The 20,747-nt window shown below is 69.7% G+C and carries 17 protein-coding genes and 3 pseudogenes; 10 read left to right on the top strand and 10 right to left on the bottom strand.

Going from position 1 to position 20,747, the window contains the following annotated elements; genetic code table 11:
- Positions 1-382 precede the first annotated feature (382 nt).
- On the bottom strand, positions 383-613 hold the full coding sequence (locus tag JKV81_RS28730; RefSeq protein WP_202078520.1) for a tautomerase family protein: 231 nt from the start codon (positions 611-613) through the stop codon (positions 383-385).
- A gap of 283 nt (positions 614-896) precedes the next feature.
- A complete protein-coding gene (locus JKV81_RS28725; protein WP_129260207.1) occupies positions 897-1,679 on the bottom strand; it encodes an SDR family oxidoreductase in 783 nt (260 codons plus the stop codon).
- Positions 1,680-1,836: 157 nt separating this feature from the next.
- Between JKV81_RS28725 and JKV81_RS28720 the strand changes: the two genes are divergently transcribed.
- Positions 1,837-2,712 carry a helix-turn-helix transcriptional regulator gene (locus tag JKV81_RS28720; RefSeq protein WP_202078518.1) on the top strand — a complete coding sequence of 292 codons (876 nt, stop codon included), beginning with the start codon at positions 1,837-1,839 and terminating at the stop codon, positions 2,710-2,712.
- 479 nt (positions 2,713-3,191) lie between these two features.
- Here JKV81_RS28720 and JKV81_RS28715 read toward each other — a convergent pair.
- Together JKV81_RS28715 and JKV81_RS28710 are read right to left on the bottom strand one after the other, a co-directional pair.
- A pseudogene (locus tag JKV81_RS28715) lies at positions 3,192-3,596 on the bottom strand (transposase family protein); the annotation flags it as partial.
- Between the two features lie 23 nt (positions 3,597-3,619).
- A protein-coding gene (locus JKV81_RS28710) for an IS3 family transposase (protein WP_241748356.1) occupies positions 3,620-4,842 on the bottom strand; the annotation gives its coding sequence in 2 pieces (ribosomal slippage) (positions 3,620-4,551 and positions 4,551-4,842; 1,224 coding nt in all).
- Positions 4,843-4,873: 31 nt separating this feature from the next.
- Here JKV81_RS28710 and JKV81_RS36420 point away from each other — a divergent pair.
- Positions 4,874-5,089, top strand: coding sequence for a universal stress protein (locus JKV81_RS36420; protein WP_307820617.1), 216 nt, complete (start codon positions 4,874-4,876; stop codon positions 5,087-5,089).
- A gap of 415 nt (positions 5,090-5,504) precedes the next feature.
- Here the strand turns inward: JKV81_RS36420 and JKV81_RS36930 are convergent.
- Positions 5,505-5,681, bottom strand: a pseudogene (locus tag JKV81_RS36930) (Helicase associated domain protein); the annotation flags it as partial.
- 305 nt (positions 5,682-5,986) lie between these two features.
- Here JKV81_RS36930 and JKV81_RS28700 point away from each other — a divergent pair.
- From JKV81_RS28700 to JKV81_RS36595, 3 genes are read left to right on the top strand one after another with little or no spacing between them, the layout of a single operon-like run.
- Positions 5,987-7,597 carry a TnsB C-terminal domain-containing protein gene (locus tag JKV81_RS28700; protein WP_241748357.1) on the top strand — a complete coding sequence of 537 codons (1,611 nt, stop codon included), beginning with the start codon at positions 5,987-5,989 and terminating at the stop codon, positions 7,595-7,597.
- Positions 7,597-8,343 carry an AAA family ATPase gene (locus JKV81_RS28695; protein WP_202078516.1) on the top strand — a complete coding sequence of 249 codons (747 nt, stop codon included), beginning with the start codon at positions 7,597-7,599 and terminating at the stop codon, positions 8,341-8,343. Before JKV81_RS28700 ends, JKV81_RS28695 begins: the two co-directional genes overlap by 1 nt.
- A gap of 13 nt (positions 8,344-8,356) precedes the next feature.
- On the top strand, positions 8,357-9,469 hold the full coding sequence (locus tag JKV81_RS36595) for a hypothetical protein (protein ID WP_307820616.1): 1,113 nt from the start codon (positions 8,357-8,359) through the stop codon (positions 9,467-9,469).
- A gap of 33 nt (positions 9,470-9,502) precedes the next feature.
- On the opposite strand, the gene tpg is transcribed toward JKV81_RS36595, so the two are convergent.
- The gene (tpg, locus tag JKV81_RS28685; RefSeq protein ID WP_129260213.1) at positions 9,503-10,060 is read right to left on the bottom strand and encodes a telomere-protecting terminal protein Tpg; all 558 of its coding nucleotides are present in this window, start codon (positions 10,058-10,060) and stop codon (positions 9,503-9,505) included.
- A 429-nt stretch (positions 10,061-10,489) separates the two neighbouring features.
- Positions 10,490-11,218, bottom strand: coding sequence for a HEAT repeat domain-containing protein (locus tag JKV81_RS28680; protein WP_202078514.1), 729 nt, complete (start codon positions 11,216-11,218; stop codon positions 10,490-10,492).
- Positions 11,219-11,233: 15 nt separating this feature from the next.
- On the opposite strand from JKV81_RS28680, the gene JKV81_RS28675 reads away from it, so the two are divergent.
- Complete coding sequence (locus tag JKV81_RS28675; protein ID WP_164992647.1) at positions 11,234-11,617, top strand: MarR family winged helix-turn-helix transcriptional regulator; 384 nt, start codon at positions 11,234-11,236, stop codon at positions 11,615-11,617.
- A gap of 416 nt (positions 11,618-12,033) precedes the next feature.
- On the opposite strand, the gene JKV81_RS28670 is transcribed toward JKV81_RS28675, so the two are convergent.
- Positions 12,034-12,582, bottom strand: coding sequence for a TetR/AcrR family transcriptional regulator (locus tag JKV81_RS28670; RefSeq protein WP_129260432.1), 549 nt, complete (start codon positions 12,580-12,582; stop codon positions 12,034-12,036).
- Between the two features lie 166 nt (positions 12,583-12,748).
- Here JKV81_RS28670 and JKV81_RS28665 point away from each other — a divergent pair, with 166 nt between their 5' ends.
- The 4 genes and pseudogenes from JKV81_RS28665 (at position 12,749) to JKV81_RS28655 (ending at position 16,634) form a co-directional block, all read left to right on the top strand.
- Complete coding sequence (locus JKV81_RS28665; RefSeq protein WP_202078512.1) at positions 12,749-13,588, top strand: oxidoreductase; 840 nt, start codon at positions 12,749-12,751, stop codon at positions 13,586-13,588.
- 138 nt (positions 13,589-13,726) lie between these two features.
- Positions 13,727-14,311: pseudogene (locus tag JKV81_RS36405) on the top strand (SDR family NAD(P)-dependent oxidoreductase); the annotation flags it as partial.
- Between the two features lie 219 nt (positions 14,312-14,530).
- Positions 14,531-15,988 (top strand): aldehyde dehydrogenase, encoded by a 1,458-nt coding sequence (locus JKV81_RS28660; protein WP_202078522.1) that lies wholly within the window; start codon positions 14,531-14,533, stop codon positions 15,986-15,988.
- Between the two features lie 253 nt (positions 15,989-16,241).
- Positions 16,242-16,634, top strand: a complete 393-nt coding sequence (locus JKV81_RS28655; RefSeq protein WP_121710229.1) for a carboxymuconolactone decarboxylase family protein — start codon at positions 16,242-16,244, stop codon at positions 16,632-16,634.
- A gap of 403 nt (positions 16,635-17,037) precedes the next feature.
- On the opposite strand, the gene JKV81_RS28650 is transcribed toward JKV81_RS28655, so the two are convergent.
- On the bottom strand, positions 17,038-19,704 hold the full coding sequence (locus JKV81_RS28650; protein WP_307820615.1) for a DEAD/DEAH box helicase: 2,667 nt from the start codon (positions 19,702-19,704) through the stop codon (positions 17,038-17,040).
- A 52-nt stretch (positions 19,705-19,756) separates the two neighbouring features.
- Entirely contained in the window at positions 19,757-20,359 is a 603-nt protein-coding gene (locus tag JKV81_RS28645; protein WP_202078508.1) for a hypothetical protein, read from the bottom strand.
- Positions 20,360-20,747: the final 388 nt, after the last annotated feature.

Raw genomic sequence — 20,747 nt, 5'->3', positions numbered from 1 at the left:
GCTCCCAGGGGAGGCGCAGAAACGAGAAGGTGCCCTCCTGGCGCGGCTCTCCCCGGCCGGATTCCTGTCGGTCGAAGAGACGTCTGTCGGTTGACCATCCCAGGGGGGCCGTCGCGGCGACGGGACCGGGCCCCCGTGCTGTCCCCGCGCCATACGGTGGACACCGGCCACGGGGACAGCACGCTCGGGTGGGCTCGCTGGTCAGCCACCGTGACCGACGCGGCTTCCCTGACCGAGGCGACGGCACCCAGGCAGACCTGGGCGAAGAATCTGAGCGACGAGGACCGGGGTGGCCTGACCGCGCTGTTCTGGCCGGACGCTCGACCCGGCGGCCCTCGGTTTCAAGGTGCCGTCCTGGCCGAATGACGGCCGGTGGGCGCGGTCAGGCGTCGCTGGCGTCGCTCGGCGCCGCCTGGCCGAGCAGGGCGAGGGTCAGCACGTTGCCGGAGATGCCCCAGCCGCCGTCGGCGACCTCTTCGACCAGCACCATGGTGTTGTTGCGGGCGCGCTCGCCGTAGATCTCGACGTACAGCTCGGTGGTGCGGGTGACGATCATCTCCTTCTGCTTCGGGGTGAGGGTCTTCTCGGGGACCTTGAAGTTCGCGAAAGGCATGGCTGGTCGTTCCTCTTCTCAGTGGGGTGCTACAGGGAGCTTCCTGCCGTGAGCAGGCCGTCCAGCCCGACGCGGCGGAAGAAGTCGGCGCGGAGGCGGTCTGCGACCGCGGAGACGACTTCGCTGCCGTCCCGGCTGGGGTCTATGTGGGTGCGCGGGGGCCGGGTGCCTTGCTCCTCACGACCAGGCGCGCGACGGCTCCGGTGACCAGCGTGACCTTCCCGCTGTGGCCGTCTGTCACGACAGGGCCTTTCGTCGATCGATGGAGTGGCAGCGGGCGGTTTCAGATGATTCCGCCGTTGGCGCGGACGACCTGTCCGTTGATCCAGTGGCCGGCCGGTGCGGCCAGGAACGCCACGACCTCGGCGATGTCGGCCGGAGTACCGAGGCGCTCCAGCGGAGGCTGGGCGGCCAGGCGGGCGATGGTCTCCTCGTCCTTGCCGTCCAGGAACAGGTCGGTCGCCGTGGGGCCGGGCGCGACCGCGTTTGCGGTGATGCCCCGGCCCCGCAGCTCCCGGGCCAGGATCAGCGTCAGCGCCTCGACCGCGCCCTTGCCGGCGGCGTACGCGCCGTAACCCGGGAAGGCAAGTCCCACCACGGACGTGGAGAACGTCACGATCGCGCCGCCGGGGCGCACCCGACGGGCGGCCTGCTGGACGACGACGAACGTGCCGCGGATGTTGGTGCGGTGCAGCTCATCCAGGACGGCCAGGTCCAGCTCCGCGATCGGTGCCAGGTGCATCCGCCCGGCCGCGTGCACGACGACGTCGACCCCGCCGAACTCTGCCTCGGCCGTGTCGAACAGGGCCGCGACCGCGTGTTCGTCGGCGACGTCGGCGCGTACCGCGATGGCCCGGCCACCACCGGTGACAGCCTCCTTCACGGCTGCCTCGGCCTCGTCCCGGTTGCTGGTGTAACCGACCACGACGGCGTACCCGTCGGCGGCCAGCCGGCCGACGGTCCGGCGGCCGATGCCACGCGAGCCGCCGGTGACGATCGCGACACGGGGTGAGGCGGAGGGCTGGGCCGAGGCAGCAGTCCCGTCGAGGGCGGTGGGGGTGGGCATAGCTGACTCCTGTGGTGAATGGGGTGGGGCCGCGGCCTTGCCGTTGCCCTGCTGCGTCCTCCACGATCGGCCAGCCCCCCGTCCCCAGCCAGGGCTGCGTCTACCCAGGGGATGCCACCCCCTGGCTGCGCTGCGGCGTACGAGCGACCATGGTGGGGTGAACCTTCCAGAGCTCGGCGCCTTCCTCAGGACTCGCCGCGACCGCATCCGTCCCGTCGAGGTCGGTCTCCCCCAAGGCCCGCGCCGACGCGTCCCCGGGCTGCGCCGCGAGGAAGTCGCCCAACTGGCAGGACTGTCAGCCGACTACTACACCGAGCTGGAACGCGGCAGCACGAAGAACAAGGTGCAGCCCTCGGCCCAGACCCTGGCCGCCCTCGCCCGAGCCCTGCGCTTGAACGGCGACGAGCGCGACCACCTGTTCTACCTGGCCGAACGGCCGATCCCTCCGTCCGTACACGGACCATCGGCACACGTGCAGCCCGCGCTCCTCGGACTCCTGGACCGGCTGTCCAACACTCCCGCGCGCGTCATCACCGACTTGCACGAAACCCTGGTGGAGAACGCCCTGGCCCTGACCCTGCTCGGCAAGTCCCCGGCACACCGCGGCCCGGCGGCGAGCTTCGTGTACCGCTGGTTCACCGACCCGCAGGCGCGCGAGATCTACCCGCCCGAGGACCACCCGCAGCACTCCCGGGTGTTCGTGGCCGACCTCCAGGCAGCGGCCGCCCGGCGTGGCCGGGACACGGAGGCCACGAAGATGGTCGCCGTACTGCGCCGCCGCAGCCAGGAGTTCGCAGACCTCTGGGACACCCACGACGTAGCGGTGCGCCGCATGGACCACAAGAGGATCGTCCACCCCATGCTCGGCGTCATCGAACTCGATTGCTACAACCTCCTCAGCGAGGACGGACGCCAACGCCTGCTGTGGTTCACCGCTCCGCCCGGAAGCCCGGGAGCCGAGCAATTGGAGCTGCTGTCCGTCGTAGGAACCCAGGAGCTGAGCGTCACGGAGGGCATGGCGCCGGAGAGGTAGTCCGCTACGCACGGGCCTCGACCGCCCCCGGGCAGTCTTTTGACGCACAGCTCGCACGACCCGTCCGGCAGCGTGTTCATCGTGCTCGCAGCCATGTCCGGGAGGCCGCTGGGGGACATGGCCGACTGGACTCGACCAGGATGCCGACGCCGCGCGCGATGAGATGATGGGGGAGTGAACTACAGCCTCGTGATCGCCGCTGCCCAGGCCGCCGGCCCCTGACCGCCCGGTGAGGAAGCTTCCTGGGGGCGCCGCGTGCACACTCTCACGGTCGACCTGCACATGATCGCCAAACAGGCCGCGCAGGACGTCGACCGGTTGGAGAGCGCCAAGACGTTCGTCGCCTTCACTGTGGACCGACTGGGTACCACTGCCCGTCGCGGACCGTGTCGCTGAGCGAGAATTGCTCGCCTAAGGGCCGTCCCGTAAATGATCTCTGACGGACGGGAACGTGGGAGGCGATCAATCCGGCCGCTTATCTAGCCGGCGAGGTTGAAGTTGTGCAGCCGGGCGATGTCGAGCATGGTGCGGTGGACACCATCGCCTTTGAGGCGGCAGTCGCGGAGGGTCTTCCAGTTCTTCATGCGGGCGAAGGCGTGCTCGACGCGGGCGCGAACCTGCTTGTGGGATTTGTTGTGGGCCTGCTTTCAACCGGGCAGCTCCTCGGCTTTGCGGCGCCGGTGAGGCATGACGAGTCCGGTGCCCGGATAGCCGCTGTCGGCGATGGTGGTGGTCGTGCCGACGGCAGCCTTGGCTCCTGACTCCTCCCATGCCTTGCAGTCATTGCGGTTGCCGGGTGCTGGGCGGCCCACCACGACGACGTGGCGAGTGTCAGCGTCGATGACGACCTGGTGGTTGGTGGAGTACCGATAGTGCTTGGGCCTTGACCCCGAATCCTGAACACGGCTTATGCGGCTTGTGCGGCTTGTGCGGCTTGTGCCAGCGTAGTTGGTGTGAGGTGGAAGGCGTTCTCGAAGGCGATCGGTGATCGTTGTCCGAGGCGGGAGTGTCGGCGTCGGGTGTTGTAGCGGTGGAGCCATCTGAAGGCGTCGAGTCGCGCCTCACGCTCGTCTGGCCAGCTCTTTCGTCCCTGCAAGGTCTCGCGTTTGAAGGTCGCGTTGAAGGATTCGGCGAGTGCGTTGTCCGCGCTGGAACCGACCGCGCTCATGCTTTGCCAAACCCCTGCTGACCTGCATGCTTCGGCGAATGCTCTGCTCGTGTACTGGGCTCCGTGGTCGGTGTGCATGATCGATCCGGCGAGGCTGCCGCGGGTGCGGATCGCCGCGGCCAGGGCGTCGGTGACGAGGTCCGCGCGCATGTGGTCGGCGATCGCCCAGCCGGCCAGACGGCGTGATGCGAGATCGATGACGGTCGCCAGGTAGCAGAACTTCCCGCCCTCGATGGGCAGGTAGGTGATGTCGCCCACGTACTTCGTGTTCGGCCTGTCCGCTGTGAAGTCGCGGCCGATCAGGTCCGGGGCCTTGGCCGCAGCCTGATCTGGGACGGTGGTGCGGTGCCGGCGGCGAAGGCGGACTCCTTCGATCCCGGACGCCCTCATGATCCTGGCGACCCGCTTGCGGTTGACCGCCTCACCGTTCTCCTCGCGAAGCTCGGCAGTGATCCTGGGGGCGCCGTAAGTGCCGTCCGATTCCTGATGCACCGCCCGTATCCGGGCCGCCAGGCGGGCATCAGCCGCCCGCCTGGCGGCCCGGTCGGCGGCCGTCCGTTGCCAGTAGTAGAAGCTCGAGCGGCTGACTCCGAGGATGCTGCACAGCTGCTTCACGCCGTGACGGCGCTGGAGGTCGGCGACACACTGAAAGCGGTTCACCAGCGCGTCTCCCCGGCGAAATACTTCGCCGCTTTGCGCAGGATCTCGCGTTCCTCCTCCAGCTCACGGACCTTCTTCCGCAAAGCGGCGTTCTCCGCTTCCAGCGGGGCCGGCGGCTGAGAGGGTTCCTGCGTCCGCCGTCCCCGAGGACGGCTTACTCCGGCTGCCCGAACCCAGTTCCGCAACGTCTCCGGGTTGATCCCCAGATCGGCGGCGACCGACCTGATCGTCGCTTCGGGCCGCGACTCGTACAGCGCGACCGCGTCCGCCTTGAACTGCGGCGGGTAGTTCTTCATCACCACGAGATGTCCGTTCTCAGATCCGCAGGATCCAGTGTCTCGTGTGTCCAACATCAGGGGTCAAGGCCCCGTCGTCGACGGCCCCGCACACCATGCCCTGCTCCAGGCCGCGCAACACGCCGACCTCCTCGTTCTCGGAGTCCGACACCGCCACGGCATCGTCCACCGCGAACTCAGACCCACCCACCACGCCGCACTACGCCACTCGCCCTGCCCCGTCGCCCTCGTAGGTGTCCCCTGGCCAAACTAGGTCGCCCACGGTCCAGGCGAACACCAGCCCCGATCGATCGCGCGGTAGGCCGGCTGTCTGCTACAGCAGGACTGCCGACTGGCTCCCGAGCAGACCAAATCGGAGAAGGTCTTCCGGCAACAGCAGGCAGGAACCAGAGAGCCGACCACTCTGCCAGATGACCTATTGCGCAGACTGTTGCCCTCGACCAGCGTGAGCACCCCGAAAGACCGTCACACCAGCCCTTCGACCAGCGGTTCAGGTTGGCGGAAGCTCACTGCGCGACCGCTCCAACTTCCGCGCCGATGCCCCTTTGCGAGCCCACAACCCCTGCCAAGGGCGTATGGCGCTTCTATCCCCAACCCCAGTTGGCCCATCCTGGAGTGTCCGGCGCAGCACCATCCTCCGTCTCACCCAACCCCACGCGCGTGCTCCGCTACGCCCAATGCACGCCCAGTCCCCGTAGCGCGTCCAGCTGCTCCGCCGTGAGCCGGTCCCTTCTCGATTTGGTGTTCGAAATCCATACGCCCAGCTTGACGGTCACCGGCTCCGTCTCGCTGTCGACCGCGATCTCTTCGCTGTGCCCCCTTGGCACCGGCCGGTGGGATCTCTCGGTTTTGGGACGGTGAGGTGGGAGACAGTGGGGTCTGGGTGTGTTGTTGCTGCTCGGTGGCGGTTCCGAGGCGTGGGGCCACTGTCCTGGGCGTGAGAGAACCGCGGGGTATTGCTGTCCTGGGGCGTTATTGCATGAGGGGTGACGCTGTCTCAGTTTCGTGAGTTCTGATCCGCTGGCCGATGGGTGTTGGTGTGCTCGGGGGCGTGGATCAGGGAGAGCAGGGTCCGGCCCCGGAAGGGGCGGGTGGTGATTCGAGCGGGGCTTTGCCGGCTGTGTCGGTTCGGGCGTTGCGGGGGCCGGCGGTGCGCCGTCTGCTGGCCCTGCGGCGGGAGGGGAAGCTCACCACTGGGCAGGTGAGGTCGGCGGCAGACGTGCTGGGAGTGCGTGAGCGTGCGGTGTGGCGGTGGCTGGCGGCCGCCGAGCGGGACGAGGCTGCGGCCCGGGCACCGGGGGAGCGGGCCGCGTATCCCGGGCGGTTCACGGTTACTGATGAGGTCCGGGCGCTGTTGGGGCTGTGGAAGGGCAACGTCGCGGCGGTGCATCGTGAGCTGACTGCTCGCGCGGCCAGGGGCGAGGGCGAGTCTCCTCCGTCGATCCCGACGCTGCACCGGGCGATCCGTCGTGATCTGACGCCGGGGGAGCGGGCCGGCCTCGCGGGAGGGGAGCGGGCGGCGCGCAAGCACGATGTGTTCCTGGCCCGGCCGCGGGGCTGGCGCAACCAGGCATGGGAGACCGACCACATGCAAGCCCCGGTGCTGGTCGACGTCGACGGCACCGCCCGCAGACCGTGGATCACCTGGTTCACCGACTGCGCCACCAACGCGATCACCGGCTTCGCCGTCACCCCGGTGCATCCCTCGCGGGAGTCGGTGCTGGCCGCGCTGCGCTCCGCGGTCCTGCGCGAGGACCCCTACGGCCCGTTCGGCGGCCTGCCCGAGAAGGTACGCGTCGACCGAGGCAAGGATTTCCTGTCCCGGACGGTGACCGCAGCGTTCGATCTCCTCGACGTCACTGTGGAGGACCTGCCCGCCTACACCCCGCACCTCAAGGGCACGGTCGAGGGCCTGAACCGGGCGGTGGAGAGCATGTTCCTGGCCGCGCTGCCCGGCTACGCCCGCCAGCCGCGCCCCGGCAAACGCCCTTCCCGCCCGAAGGACGAGGTACTGCTCAGCTTCGAGGACTTCACCGCCCGACTGCTGGACTGGACACGGTGGTGGAACACCGAACATCACCCCGCGCCCTTACGGGGCAGGACTCCGCTTCAGGCGTGGCAGGACGATCCCACCCCGCTGCGGGACGTGCCGGCCGCGGATCTGTGGACGTTCACCCTGGAAGACGCCGGCACCCGCACGCTGACCACCCGCGGCATCCGCTACAGGAAACGCGACTACGTGGGTCCGTGGATGACCGGCCACGCCGGGATCCAGGTCCGTATCCGTTTCATGCCCCACCACGACCACCGCATCGAGGTCTACCACGCCGCCACTGGTCGCTACCTCGGTCCCGCGGACCTGGCCGATCAGGCCACCGAGGAACAGGTCAGTGCCGTACGGAAAACGCGGGCCGCCCGTGCGCGCCGCCTGAAGAAGGACCTGGAGGCCTCGCGGCGCGAGCGCTATGCCGCCGCTACCCAGGCCGAGCCCCCTCGGCGGCTCGGCGCGCTGACCACCGCGCAGGCCGAGGCCGAACTCGCTCAGACCGCTGAATCCGACCTCGCGCAACTCGCGCTGCCGGACGTCATCCCGCACGCCGCACCCCCGGCCGACTGGCGCACCCCGCCCTCTCTGGCCTCTCTGACCACGCCGGCCCGCCCCGCCCCGCTCCCACCAGGCCGTGACTCCGCCCCTGCAGTCCCCGACGGCCCGGCCGGACAGGCCGTACCCTCCACCACCGACGAATACGGAGACGCCTGATGACCGCGGCCACCTACCAGTACGTCGACCTGCCCGACGCCTCCGTGGTCACCACCCGCGCCCTGCTCACCGCCCGGGAGAACATCGCCGACACCGTCGCTGCTCGCGCGATGATGTGCATCCACGGCGGCGCCGGTTTCGGCAAGACCCTCGCCGTTAACACCTGCCTGCGCGCACTCGAACCCGCCGACGAGGACGTCCGCAAGATCACTTTCCGGGCCCGGCCCACCGCCCGCGCGGTGCGCTACGAGCTGTTCACCGCCCTCGACCTGGCCGGCGAGCCACCCCGCCACCCGAGCGAGTTCGACCGTCTGCTGAAGACGGCTCTGGCCGAACGCCCCCGCACCTTCCTTGTCGATGAGGCCCAGTGGCTCAACGGTGAGGCGTTCGAGTACTTCCGCTATCTGTGGGATGAGCCCTCCACCCAGCTTGCGATCATCTTCGTCGGTGGGGCGGGCTGCCACACCGTGTTGCGCCGCGAACCCATGCTGTCCTCCCGCATCTTCATCTGGCAGCACTTCACCCGCCTCACCCCCAGCGAGGTCCTCGACGTCATCCCCCTGTTCCACCCGATCTGGGACCACGCCGACCCCGACGACATCGCCTTCGCCGACCAGCATGCCGCGCACGGCAACTTCCGGGCCTGGGCCCAGCTGACCGCCCACGCCCGCACTGCCCTGGCACGCACCGGCCGCCCGCGCGTGGACCAGGAGCTGCTGCGTTGGGCCTTCAGCCGCCTCGCCTGACACCCCACCGCCCGTGCCTCTCGCCCCGCCGCTGCCGCCCGTCACCGTGGTTCTCGACCGCCACGACGACGCGCTGTACACGCATACGGCCCTGGCCGCCCACCACCTGCCGGCTGGCCGGATCACCCTGCACCCCGGCCCGGGCACCACCAGCGAGACCGGCCTCGCCCACGATCTTCTCGTCGCCCTGGGCAAACCGCCCCTGCTCCCGGGCCGCTTTCCCGGCGGCCGTCAGCCCGCCTGGGAAGCCGCCACGGCCTGGATGACCGCCCTGCCCGTGACCCGGCTGACCGTCCTGCGAGCCCACCGCCTCACCGCCCGCCGCGCGATGCGCCTCCTGCGGCTGCAGGCCCTCACTGGTATCCACCTGACCCTGGTCTGCCACCGCCCTCACCTTCCCGCCGCCCTGCACCAGGCCCTGCGGACGGCCGACTACTCCGTCACCACCGACTTCGAGGCAGCCCGCCGCCACTACTACGGCACGCCTATCACCGAACCCCCGCCCGCAGACAAACCCGCCGGGCCGGCCCGCAGGTGGCTCACCCTGCCCGCACTGGACCGCCTCGTCTCCTACGACAGCCCCCGCCCCTGCACCGCCCCGTGCACACCACCGCCGATCGCCTGGCGGCACCGCCCACCACCCGTGCCTCTCACCGCGCCCACCGCCCAGCGAGTCGCCCACCGGCTGCACACGGCGACCGCACACCCTCGCCTGGCCGCGGCCCTCGCCGCCGCACTGATCACCGGCGCCTCCCTCCAGCAACTCGCCACCGCCCGCCCCCGCGACTACGACACCGCCGCGGCCACGCTCGCCCTGCACGACCGCGCCCGCTACACCGACGGCTGCGCCGCCTACCCCGTACCACCCTGGGCGGGCGTCTTCCTGCGAGCGGCGGTCTGCTTCACCCGGCTCGGCTCCGGCGAGGACCAGGAACTGCTCGCCGCGCCAGGTGACCGTGCGCACCTGCTGCGCGTGGCGGAGACGGCCAAGCTGCGCCCGCCCCAGCCGCCCGCAGCCCGCCGCCAAGGCCCGGTCGGCCGTGTGGAGTGGGACTGGCGTGAGCGGCAGGAAGCCGAGAGGTACGACGCGACGCCGGCCGGGCACGCCAGGCCCTCGCGACGCTGAACCCCCTGACAGAGTCGCTCGAAAGGGGCAGACTCATCCGATTGAGAAGTCGGCGAACTCGATGTCGCTGAACGCGATGTGTAGACCGTGGGCGCGGCGGCCCCATTCGCGAAAGTAGGTGTGCCCCAGGGCGCGGGCCAGGATTACCGTCTGCTGCTGCTCACCCGCACCGGCATCCCGAGCGGCGAACAGCTCCCGGGCTACCTCTCCCGGCAGGTCCTGGGTGATCCACCGCACCCGCGGATCGTCCGAGGACCCCGCAGGAGCCGCGAACCCGAATCGCGCACGGGTATGGAAGACGAAGCCCTCCGCCTCTGCCTGGGCACGCCGACGGGCCCGTACCCGGGGCTGCCACCGAGCCAGAACCGCTTCCTCGATCGCCCGGACCTGCAGCGGACCCGGCGGACGACGTGCCTCGGATCTCTTTGTCACCCACCGCTGCACCGTGCGCTGCGAGACCCCCAACACCGTGGCCACCTTCCGGGTGGAACCCCCGTGCGTCGCCAGCAGAAAACGTAGGCGGGCCTCGGTGCTTGAGGGAATGGGCCGGGTGCGCAACGCGCGCTCCAGTCCCTGCCCGATCTGTCCCACGTTCGCCTTCCCGAGCGACCAGCCAGCAGGGCCGGCACCCCACGGTCCGTAGCGTCAGTTCTCCCGCATCGCTTGCCCCTGCCTGCCAGTTTCTGCATTCTCGGGACAGCGCCGGATGACGCAGGCTACGAGCCCCTTGGGGAGCACCGGCGACAAGCTGGCGGGGCGCGTCAGGACGGACCTCGCCGGCGCCCCGGGTGCTGTCCTTCGGTACCGCGAGTCCCACCAGGCACGAGGCGCAAGAGTCACGCCGGATGGAGGCCTGGACCGAATGGATGCCGCACACATCCAGGCCGTGTGATCCTACGGGGGCCGGGACTGCCAGGTGGAGCGGGAGAGGGACGTCGTGCCGGGCGAGGCCACACCACTTCCGCCACTGGTGAGACGCGTTGCAGGTCCGCCGCGATGCGCCGGAGGCATGACGGCTTCTTACGGTCCTGGTGTGACCGGGACCGGAGGCTGGATCCGCTGGAGCATCTGTTCCATGACACGGACCGGCAGGGCGGGGTGTCGGGCCGCGGTTTGTGCGGTGTCGGCGTCCCGCAGCAACCGGATCAGCACCCGGGCGGGCAGCCTTGGATGCAGGGCGGCCGTGTAGCGGACACGTTCGTGCGGGTCGTCGAGCAGCCGGACCGCCGATGCGGGCGAAAGGCGTGGGTCGGACGCGGCCCGGTACCGCACTTCCTCGTTGCTGTCCCGGCTGAACGTCTCCACCAGCTCCGGGCTGGATTCCGGGTCGTCCAAGGCCAGCCGACGCATTCTGACGTTCGGGTCGTTGACGTAGCGCAGCAGGTCGCGGCGGGGGAAGTTGGGGTGGCCGTGAAGGCGGTCGGGGGTGGTGAGGCTGCCGGTCCACCACTGCCACACCCGCAGGAGCATGTCAGCGGGCGCGTCGTCGCAGGATTCTGCGAGGAAGAGCTGGACGACGCGGTCGTCGTCGCGGGCGAGGCGTTCGACGACGTCCGCAGGCAGGTGCCGGGCCCGGGCAACGCACCTGCGGACCAGAGGGTGACAGGAGGCGGCCAGACGGCGCATGGCGCCGGGATCCTCGTGCAGTGCCATGACCCAGTCCAGCGGGTAGTAGTGCCCGCTCGGATCGAAGTCGATGGAGATGCCCGCCCGCTGCTCCTCGGTGATGTCGGCGCGTGTGGCCACCACGAAACGGACGTTCTCGTGAGGGTCCTGGGCAAGAAGTCCGACCAGGTCCGGGTCCAGGTGCGGGTTGCCCGCGAGAGAGCAGCGTTGTGCCGGCTCGCCGCCCGGCTGGACGGCGCCGCCGCCTTCGCCTCCCGCATGGTCCGCCGGCTGGAGGAGATGGGGCTGGTCCAGCGCCACTCGTCGGAGAGCGACCGCCGCGCCATCATCGTCGCGGCCACGCAGGCCGGCGCGGAGCGCCTCGCCGCCATCGACGATGACGTGCACCACCACGTCGCCTTCCTGCAGCGGGGGCTCGGTGACGACGAGAAGCTGATGGCGCTCTCGATCTTCGCCTTCTACGTGGGACTGGACCCGGATTCCCCCATCGCCGCGGCGATCCGGACCGAGGCCGGGTCCTAGGGTGGGAAGTGTTCGACGATCGGCGGATCCGATGGACGTCGAACACTTCCGAGACCGGCCACCGCTCGGCTTCGCAGGAGAACGCCTCGTGCGTCAGCGGTGGCTGGCCTGCACCGCGTCGGGCACAGTCCGGCGGATCACCTCGGCATAGGCGGCCGACCCGTGCCGGCGCACGACCTCGACGCCCGCCGGATCGTCGCCTCGGGCCGCGACTCGGACAGCGCGACCGCGTCCGCCTTGAACCGCGGGCGGACGGTTCTTCATGACCACGAGGTGTCCGTCCTCGGATCCTCGGGATCCTGTGTCTCGTGTGTCCGAAACCCAAGGGTGAAGGCCCCTGCGTGGGCCGGGCTGGACGCGGCGGGTGTGAAGTCGCCGTCCGGAGGTCCGGTGCGGGGCCGGGTCGGGCGATGGTGTCAGGCCGCGCCGAGGCCGTTCAGGAGGGTCGCGGCGACAAGATCGGCGGCCCGGGGAGGTTCCAGGTCGGGGAACCGGTGGGCGACGGTGTCGACGAGTTCGTCCAGGATCGTCCGCGCCCAGGCCGCGTCGACGTCGGCGCGCAGGTAGCCCTCGTCCAACGCGCGGCGGATGAAGGCGTCGAGGCGCGCACTCTGCTCTTGCCGGCGGACACGGGCGGCGGGGTCCTGCTGCATCATGAGGCGCGTGTCGACCGGCCATTCGCGACTGACGGGGATGATTCCCTCCAGGTAGCGGTGGAGGGCGACCGGCAGGGGGGCCTCGACCAGGCGGGCCTGGTCGAGAACGCGTTCGGCGGAGTCGAGCTTGGCCTGGAAAACGGCACTGAGCAGGGCCTCGCGGTTCGCGAAGCGGCGATGGACGGTGGTCCGGTCCACCCCGGCGGCGCTGGCGATGGCCGCCATGGAGGTGCCCGGGTCCTCTGCCAGGAGCCGGGCACCGGCATGGAGGACGGCAGTCAGATTTCGCGCGGCATCGGCTCTCAGCATCCCGCTATCCTACTCGCCGGCTTCACTTAGGCGGCAAATATCCCATTGTGAGACGTAACACTAATCATTACTGCATCATCGATGTTGCAATTAAGGCAATTTTGTCTACAGTGGAGTTGCTGCCCTGTTCGGGGCGGTGAACAGGTGAGGAATCGAGGCGCGCATCGTGGCACGGACTTGGCTGATCACGGGTGGATCGCAGGGCCTGGGCAGGGCCCTGGTACTCGCGGCCCTGGAGGGCGGCGACAATGTTGTGGTGACGTCCCGGAGGTTGGAGGCGCTGGCTTCCCTGAAGGCGGAGCACCCGGACCAGTTGGAAACGGTGGCGCTCGACGTCACCTCCCCTTCCCAGTCCCGGGACGTGGTGGCCGCGGCGGTGGAGCGGTTCGGATCGGTTGACGCCGTCGTCAACAACGCCGGCTACGCCACCAGCGGCTCGATCGAGGACTTCCCCGAGGACGAGTTCCGCACGCAGGTCGACACCAACCTGTACGGCGTGGTCAACATGACCCGGGCGGTCCTTCCCGTCATGCGCCGCCAGCGGTCCGGGCACATCGTGCAGGTCTCCTCGATCGGCGGACGTGTGGGTGGAACGCCGGGCCTGAGCGCCTACCAGACCGCGAAGTTCGCAGTCGAGGGGTTCTCCGAGGCACTGGCCAACGAGGTGGCACCGTTCGGTGTCAAGGTCACCATCGTCGAGCCGGGCGGCATCCGTACCGGCTGGGCCGCCGGTGCCGCGGAGCCTTCCGGCCCCGTAACCCCGGACTACGAGGAGACCGTGGGCCTGTGGCTGGCCCGGTTCGCGGACTACGCCGGCAATGAGCCCGGTGACCCTGACCGCATGGCCCGCGCGATCATCGGCGCCGTGGATGCCGAGGAACCCCCGCGCCGGCTGTTGCTCGGCAGTGACGCCCTGGGGATCGCGATCAGCTCGGAGGAAGGCCGTCTGGCCGAGGCCAACAAGTGGGCCGAGGTCAGCCGCTCCACGGACTACCCCACTGCCTGACGGCACCGTGCGGGGCGGCGGCGGGCCGGTCGAAGCAACCGGATACCCGGACCCCCCGCGGCGACCGACCGCTCCGTTCCGCCTCCCCGCCCGCCCCGCCGGCTCGGCCCACCGATTCCCCAGTAGGGGTGAGAAGCAATGACCAAGACCTTTCTGATAGCCGGTGCCGCCGGAGGCCTGGGCGGCCGTGTCGTCGCGGCGGCGCTCGCCGCCGGCCACAACGTGATGGCGGCCGACCTGGCACCCGACACGGTGCCCGTACCCCACGAGCACCGTGACCGACTGCGCGTACGCGCCCTGGACGTGACCGACCCGGCCTCCGCGCGTGACGCGGTCGCCCATGCGGTCGCCGAGTTCGGAGCCGTCGACGTGCTCGTGAACAGCGCCGGCGTCCGAGGTGTCGGCTCGATCGAGGACATGCCCGAGGACGAGTTCCACCGCGATGTGAACGTCAATTTCTTCGGTGCGGTCAACACGGTGCGCGCCGTGCTTCCGGTGATGCGCCCGCGTCGTTCCGGCAGCATCATCAACCTCTCCACCATCGGAGGCAGGCGCAACCAGCCCGGTCTGGGTGCCTACCAGTCGTCGAAGTGGGCGCTGGGCGGGTTCACCGAGATCCTGGCGCGTGAGGTCGGTCCCATCGGGATCCGCGTCACGCTGGTGGAGCCGGGCGGCATCCGCACCCCCTGGGCGGCCGCACCGCTGCCGGTGCCGGACATCCACGACGAGTACGAGGAAACGGTCGGCGCCTTCGTCCGCGCCTACAGCGACAACCCCGACGTGCAGCGTGGCGACCCGGCCAAGATGGCCGCCGTGATCCTGCGGCTCACCGAGGAGCCGACCCCGCCGACGAGGCTTCTTCTGGGCTCCGACGCGGCCTGGCTCGCCCCGCAGATCGCCCGGGCACGCGCTGCGGAGGACGCGGAGTGGCATGAGCTCAGCGTGTCCACCGACCGCGACGGACTCGGCGATTTCGCCGACTCCGCGGTCGCCCCCAGCGCCCCGGAGTTGACGCTCGACATCCTCTCCCCGCACGACCAGTCGGTGATCGGACGCGTGGCGCAGGCCGCGCCGGCAGACGTCGACAAGGCCGTCGTCGCGGCCCGCGCCGCCTTCGACCACGGTCCGTGGCCGCACACCACGCCGGCCGAACGCCAGGAAGTCGTACGCCGTTACGACGCGCTGCGTACCGCCCGCGCCGACGAGATCGCCGAGGCGATCTCCGCGGAGAACGGATCCGCCGGCTGGTTCACCAAGGTCGGCCAGCCCTTCCTGACCCGCCAGGTCAACGCCTACCTCAAAGCGGCCGAGGAGTTCGGCTGGGAAGAGGTCCTCGCACCGTCCGACCCGTCGGTGGCCTTCGACACCATCGTGCGCCGCGAGGCGATCGGTGTGGTCGCCGCCGTCATACCCTGGAACTCGCCGTTCTCCGCCGCCACCGCCAAGCTGGTCCCGGCCCTGCTGGCCGGTAACACCGTCGTGCTGAAGGTCTCCCCGGAGAACTCGCTGAGCATGGCCCTGCTGGCCGACCTCTGGCACGAGGCAGGCCTGCCCGAGGGCGTGCTCAGCGTCCTCCCGGCCGACCGTCAGACCAGCGAGTACCTCGTCTCGCACGCCGGGGTGGACAAGATCTCCTTCACCGGTTCGACGCGGGCCGGGCGCCGTATCGCCTCCATCGCCGGCGAGCAGCTGAAGCGGGTGGGCCTGGAGCTCGGCGGCAAGTCCGCCGCGCTCATCCTGGACGACGCGGACCTTGCGGCCGCGACACAGGGTCTGCGGTTCGGCTCCCTGGGCAACAACGGCGAGGCGTGCATCCTGCAGACCCGCATCCTGGCCCCCCGCAGCCGTTACGAGGAGGTCGTGGCCGCGGTGAAGGAGATGGTCGAGTCACTGAAGGTCGGCGACCCCTCCGCCCCGGACACCTTCATCGGCCCGATGATCCGCCGCGACCAGCAGCAGCGCGTCATCGACTACATCAACATCGGTATCGAGGACGGCGCACGCCTGGTGACCGGCGGCCCGCACGTCCCCGAAGGCCTGGAGAAGGGCAACTACGTCACGCCCACCGTGTTCGCCGACGTCGACAACAGCATGCGCATCGCGCAGGAGGAGATCTTCGGCCCGGTTCTGGTCGTCATCGCCTACGACGACGATGACGACGCCGTCCGCATCGCCAACGACTCCCAGTACGGCCTGTCCGGCGGCATCTGGACCTCTGATCCCGACCGCGCCCTGGCCACCGCCCGCCGACTGCGCACCGGCACCGTGACCCTGAACGGCTCGCCGATCAGCTTCGACGGCCCCTTCGGCGGCTACAAGGCCAGCGGCCTCGGCCGGGAGTACGGCAAGGCCGGCCTGACCGGCTACGTCGAGCACAAGTCGATCACCCGCACCCGGTAGTCACACACCAGCGGGACAGACTGACGGAGAACGAGCGGCCCGTCCCGCATCGCCCCCGATCCGCCCACCACTCGGGAAACCGCTCGAAGACCATGGGAGGAGCCCCGCCATCGCAGTCCCGACGGGACATTCGATCCACGCCCTGTAGCCCGGACGGTTCACCCGACCGAGCAGGCCGATTGCACCCGGTGCCGGCGTGGAAACCAGTTCGGTGCGACGAACAGCTCACGACCGACCGGCACAAGGAGCAGAGATGAGTACCGACGACGACTACGAGCAGGCGCTGGACACCGCGAGTGAACTCCTGGGACAGCGCCTGGAACTCCCCATGGCCCCCGGCGAACCGGCCTCCGGAGCCGACTTCCGCAAGATCGCGACGGTGCACACGTTCGGGGACTCATGGACCCGTACCGCACTGTCGACACACGACCGGTCCCTGGTCTCCGTCGCCATCGCCGCGACGCTGGGCGCGTTCGAACCGCTGCGCGGGCAGCTGCGCATCGCGCTCAACAACGGCGTCACTCAGGACGAGATCGTCGACCTCTTCATCCACCTCGCCGTCTACGCAGGGGCGGCCCGCGCCTTCGAGACATACCAGGTCGCCTTGTCCGTCTTCGCCGAGGGCGTTTCCTCCAACCCCGTCTGACGCCTGGGTGCGATGTGCCGGTTTCATGTCAGTGGAAGGGTGTCAGTGATGGCACGTCAGGTGGAGGGGGTTGCTGCTGGTCGTGGCGAGATTGGGGATCTGGACCACTGACATGGGGTGGTACATGGGGGGCATACCGCTGACATGGAGCGGTGTATCCCCAGGTGGCTCACTGTCATGAAAGCGGTACATCGCATTCAGACCCGATGCCGACGACTGCTTCGGCTTCCCCTACTCCTCATCAGGGACCGGTACACGGACCGACCCGTTGAGAGCGACGTCCAGGAGGACGGCGAGTTGGCGGGCGGCGAGGTCCTGAAGGTGAGCCACGCGCAGGAGACCCCGGGCCAGCGTGGCTCCGGGGTCTCCTGTGGTCCGGCTCAATGGCCGGGCGGCGGCGGTGTCACGCCCAGTCCACGCCCAGCTTCCGCAGCGCGTCCAACTGCTCCGCCGTGAGCTTGTCGCGCCTCGACTTGGTGTTCGAGACCCACACACCCAGCTTCACGATCACCGGCTCCGCCTCCCCGTCGACCGCGATCGGCTCCCCGTGACCTCGCGGCACCGCCCGGCCCGCACCTTCCCGCTCCACCCACTGCGCAAGGGCCGCCAAACCCCGCTGGAACGCCTGCTGCGCCTTGCCCGGCCCCTTCGTCGCGGGCGCCGCCGCCGGGGCAGGAGACGGGGCCACAGGGGCATTGATGCCCAGCGCGGTCAGCCGCTCGCGCTGCTCGGGCAGGAGCTGCGCCCAGATGCCCGGTTCCTGCTGCCGCCACCGCCAGGTGCCGATGTCGTCACCGTCGTAGACCACGCCGCCCGCGATGTAGGGAAGGTGGCCGTCGGCGTCGACGAGGTCGGCGAGGACGCGGTAGTGGCGCTGCCAGTTCAGCGGCCACGGGCAGTCCCAGTCCGGGTCGATCGCGGTCAGCTGCTGCGCGCGCTTCGCCGCCCGGTCCGCGTCCTTCCCGAGACCGCCCTTCCGGCGCAGGTTCGCCATGTGCTGGCCGACCGGCACCATCGCCTCGCTCTCGCCCCACACCGCGTCCTGACGGGGAGCGAGGTGCCCGGTGGCCCGGCGGTAGGAGCGGAGCGCGGCGAGCTTGGTCTCCCAGGCTTCCTCGCCCGGCTCCCACACCATCCCAGCCTCCGGCAAGTCGAGCAGGGTCTTGCGCCGTCCCTCCAGTTCACCTGCCCGCAGGGCCTTGCGCTGCTGATGCACCCACCTGCCAAGCGGAAAATCCTTCGTCACCCCTACCTGGACCTCGACGTCGTAGGGCACGGCGTGGACGCCGGTGATCTCGTTCTCCTTCCGCCAGCGGATGAGGGCCTGGTAGCCCTCCAGCCAGACCAGGGACTCGGGCCGGTAGACGCGGGTGCGGAGGAAGGCCGCGATGGTCGCGGCGTCGCGTGGGCTGGAGAAGTGGAGCAGGGCGGCTTCGGCGGCGGCCTGGGTGTAGTCGTCCTCCTGGTCCTCGCCGTCGCCCGCGCCGCCGGCCCCGACGATCCGCCCGTCCTTGTCACGCCGGACATGGACCTTGCGCTTGCCGCTGGTGAGCGCACGGGAGGCGAGCTGCTCGACCAGACGTTCATCGTGCGAGCGGAGGCCCTGGAGGACTGCTACAAGGGGGCGGAAGCTGGCGCTGGCGACCATGTTGGTCGGGTCTTCACCGGGCTGCAGGAACACCGGCACGATGATGCGGGCGACCTTGGTGGAGCCGTCCTTGTTGAGCCGGAGGGCGCGGCCGATGTTCTGCACGATCTCGACCTGGGAGCCGCGGGTGTCGGCGAAACAGACGGCCTCGACTCCCCGCTCGCCGGTGATGTCCACACCTTCCCCGAGCACGCGAACGCTGGCGAGGAACGCACGGTGCACCCGCCGCCCGGCCGCGTCGATCCCGTTGGCGAACTGCCGCAGCACCTCGCGCCGCTCGGACACGAGGTGGTCACCGCACAGCCACGCCGACCACACCCGGTCCGGCGGTACGTGACGGCCGACCTCCAGCTCGTAGAACTCCGCATCGATCGACGACTTCGGCAGCTTCTCCGCAGCGGCCAGGTCCTCATCCGAGGCGTCGTTCATGTACAGCTCGGCCGCCGTCTCGGGCAGCTTCTCCGCGAACGCTCGGGCCTCTTCGACCTTCTGGTGGAACGTCATGACCGTACGCAGGTTGCACGCCGCCGCGTGCTCCAAAAGTGCGGTCTGCAGAAGTGCCAGCCGCCGGCCCCGCTGCGCCTCCTCCGACTCCCCGAGGACTGGCGAGGGATCGCGGATCTCCAGGATGTCGATCTCGAACCCGGCGAGGATCTCCCGCTCGATCGCCTCGCTCAGACCGAGCTCCGCGAGCCACGCCCCGTACGTGCCCTCCACATCGTCGGCCATGCTCGCGATCTCCGCCTCCTGGCCGCCGGCGCCCCTCTGCGGGCTGGCCGCGGCGAGGATGCGCGGGGTCGCGGTGAGGTAGAGCCGGAAGTCCGCCGGGATACGGGCGTTGTCGTGGATCGCCGCCCATGGACGGCCAAGATCACCAGCGGTGCCATGGGCCTCATCCACGATCGCGAGGTCGAAGCCGTCCATGCGCTGCCCGTACAGCCGCTCTCCGCCCGCCAGAGCGGCCTCCAGCGGCCCACGAACCTTCCGCCGGCCCTCGGATGCATCGATGTCCTCGCGGTCCACGAGAGAGGCGTACGTGGCGAACACGATGACCGGCCCGGTCCCGGCCCACAGGGCCAGCTGGATCGGGTTCGTGGTGGTGCGCACGCCCAGCTCGTTCAGGACCGCGTCGTTCTCCAGCGAGCACACCGCGACCATCGGGGCCCGGTGGCCCACCAGGCGCCACGCCTGGGCGGTCTGGGCGAGCAGGTCCAGGGTCGGGACGGTCACGAGGATCCGGCCGTCCGCGAAGCTCTCCAGCGCGCACGCGGCGGCCGTGATCGTCTTGCCCGAGCCGGTCGCTGACACGATCATGCCCCGGGCGCCCTGCGGGGGCACAGGTGATCTTGCAGGGAATCCCACCCACTTCCGGAACGCCGACAGTTGGTCGATCTGATGTTCCTTTAGAGTAATTCTCTGCACTTCCGAAACTCTCCTTCTATTTCCCAAAAAGTGCACTCTGTATTTATGAGTTCTACTTAGAATTCTTCCCAGCCCAATACAAGGCAGTGTCGACATCGCGCGCGGTCCAACCGTCTGCTCGCCCTCCGCTGTGTTTGAGGAGAGTGTCGAGGATGTCCATGTAGCGGCCATAGCGGCCCGAGCGGGCCGTGAGTGTGAGCCCGAGGAAGTTAACGGCGCGCTGGACATGCTGGTCGTAGACGGCCATCCGGGTGGGAGCTGCCGAGGTCAGGATGGCCGACGCGAGAGCGTCACCCTTGACGAACCCAGGCAGTTCCGAGATGACGCCGCGTCCCGCCTGAGCCGCCTTGCCGCGAGAGAGACCGAGGTCTTGGACCGACGCGACGGCCTGCTCGGTGATGGCTCGTACCTGGCTGTCGGGCAGAGACATGAGAGCCGTCACCCAAGGCGTCCGCGCGGAGAGCCGTTTCCATACGACCAGGGCCGCGATGTCTGTCTTACCGAGACTGCCAGCCCGCTCGACGCGCTGCGCAACATCCCATAAGACCTCGTCATAGTGAGGTGAAACAGATGCCAGATAGGCGGCGCGCGCCGGGACGAGCACGTCCCACGCAGGGTGACAGAATGAAGCAGATTCTTCTCTATCCAAGGCCATGCGCCTCCTAGTCGATACATCAAGGTAGAGGTGTCTGATATTTTCTCCAACGCTACATGGTGCATCACTTCAACGCACCCACTGCATCGAAACCCACACCAACGAGCAACCCCCACCCTCACAGCCAGCCAGGCCCGCGTCAGCGGGCCCGAAGGTTCTGGAGGCGCAGCCGGAAGGACCGTTGAGGCGAGGGAGCGCAGCGGACTCGCCGGCCTCGGGATGGAGCGCAGCGGAAACCCGAGGCTCGGGGCAAAGCCCCGCAGCTCCGGGAGCGCAGCGGACGGAGCGTCACCCCCGGTGCGCAGCACCGGGGGTGAGTGGGCCGCGCAGCGGCCCACCAGCGCTCCCGCGGAGCGGGAGCGCAACCACCCTGCGCAGCAGGGTGGTT

The sequence above is a fragment of the Streptomyces silvae genome (assembly GCF_016745505.1).
Taxonomy (GTDB): domain Bacteria; phylum Actinomycetota; class Actinomycetes; order Streptomycetales; family Streptomycetaceae; genus Streptomyces; species Streptomyces silvae.
This window is presented reverse-complemented; position numbering and strand designations above follow the sequence as displayed.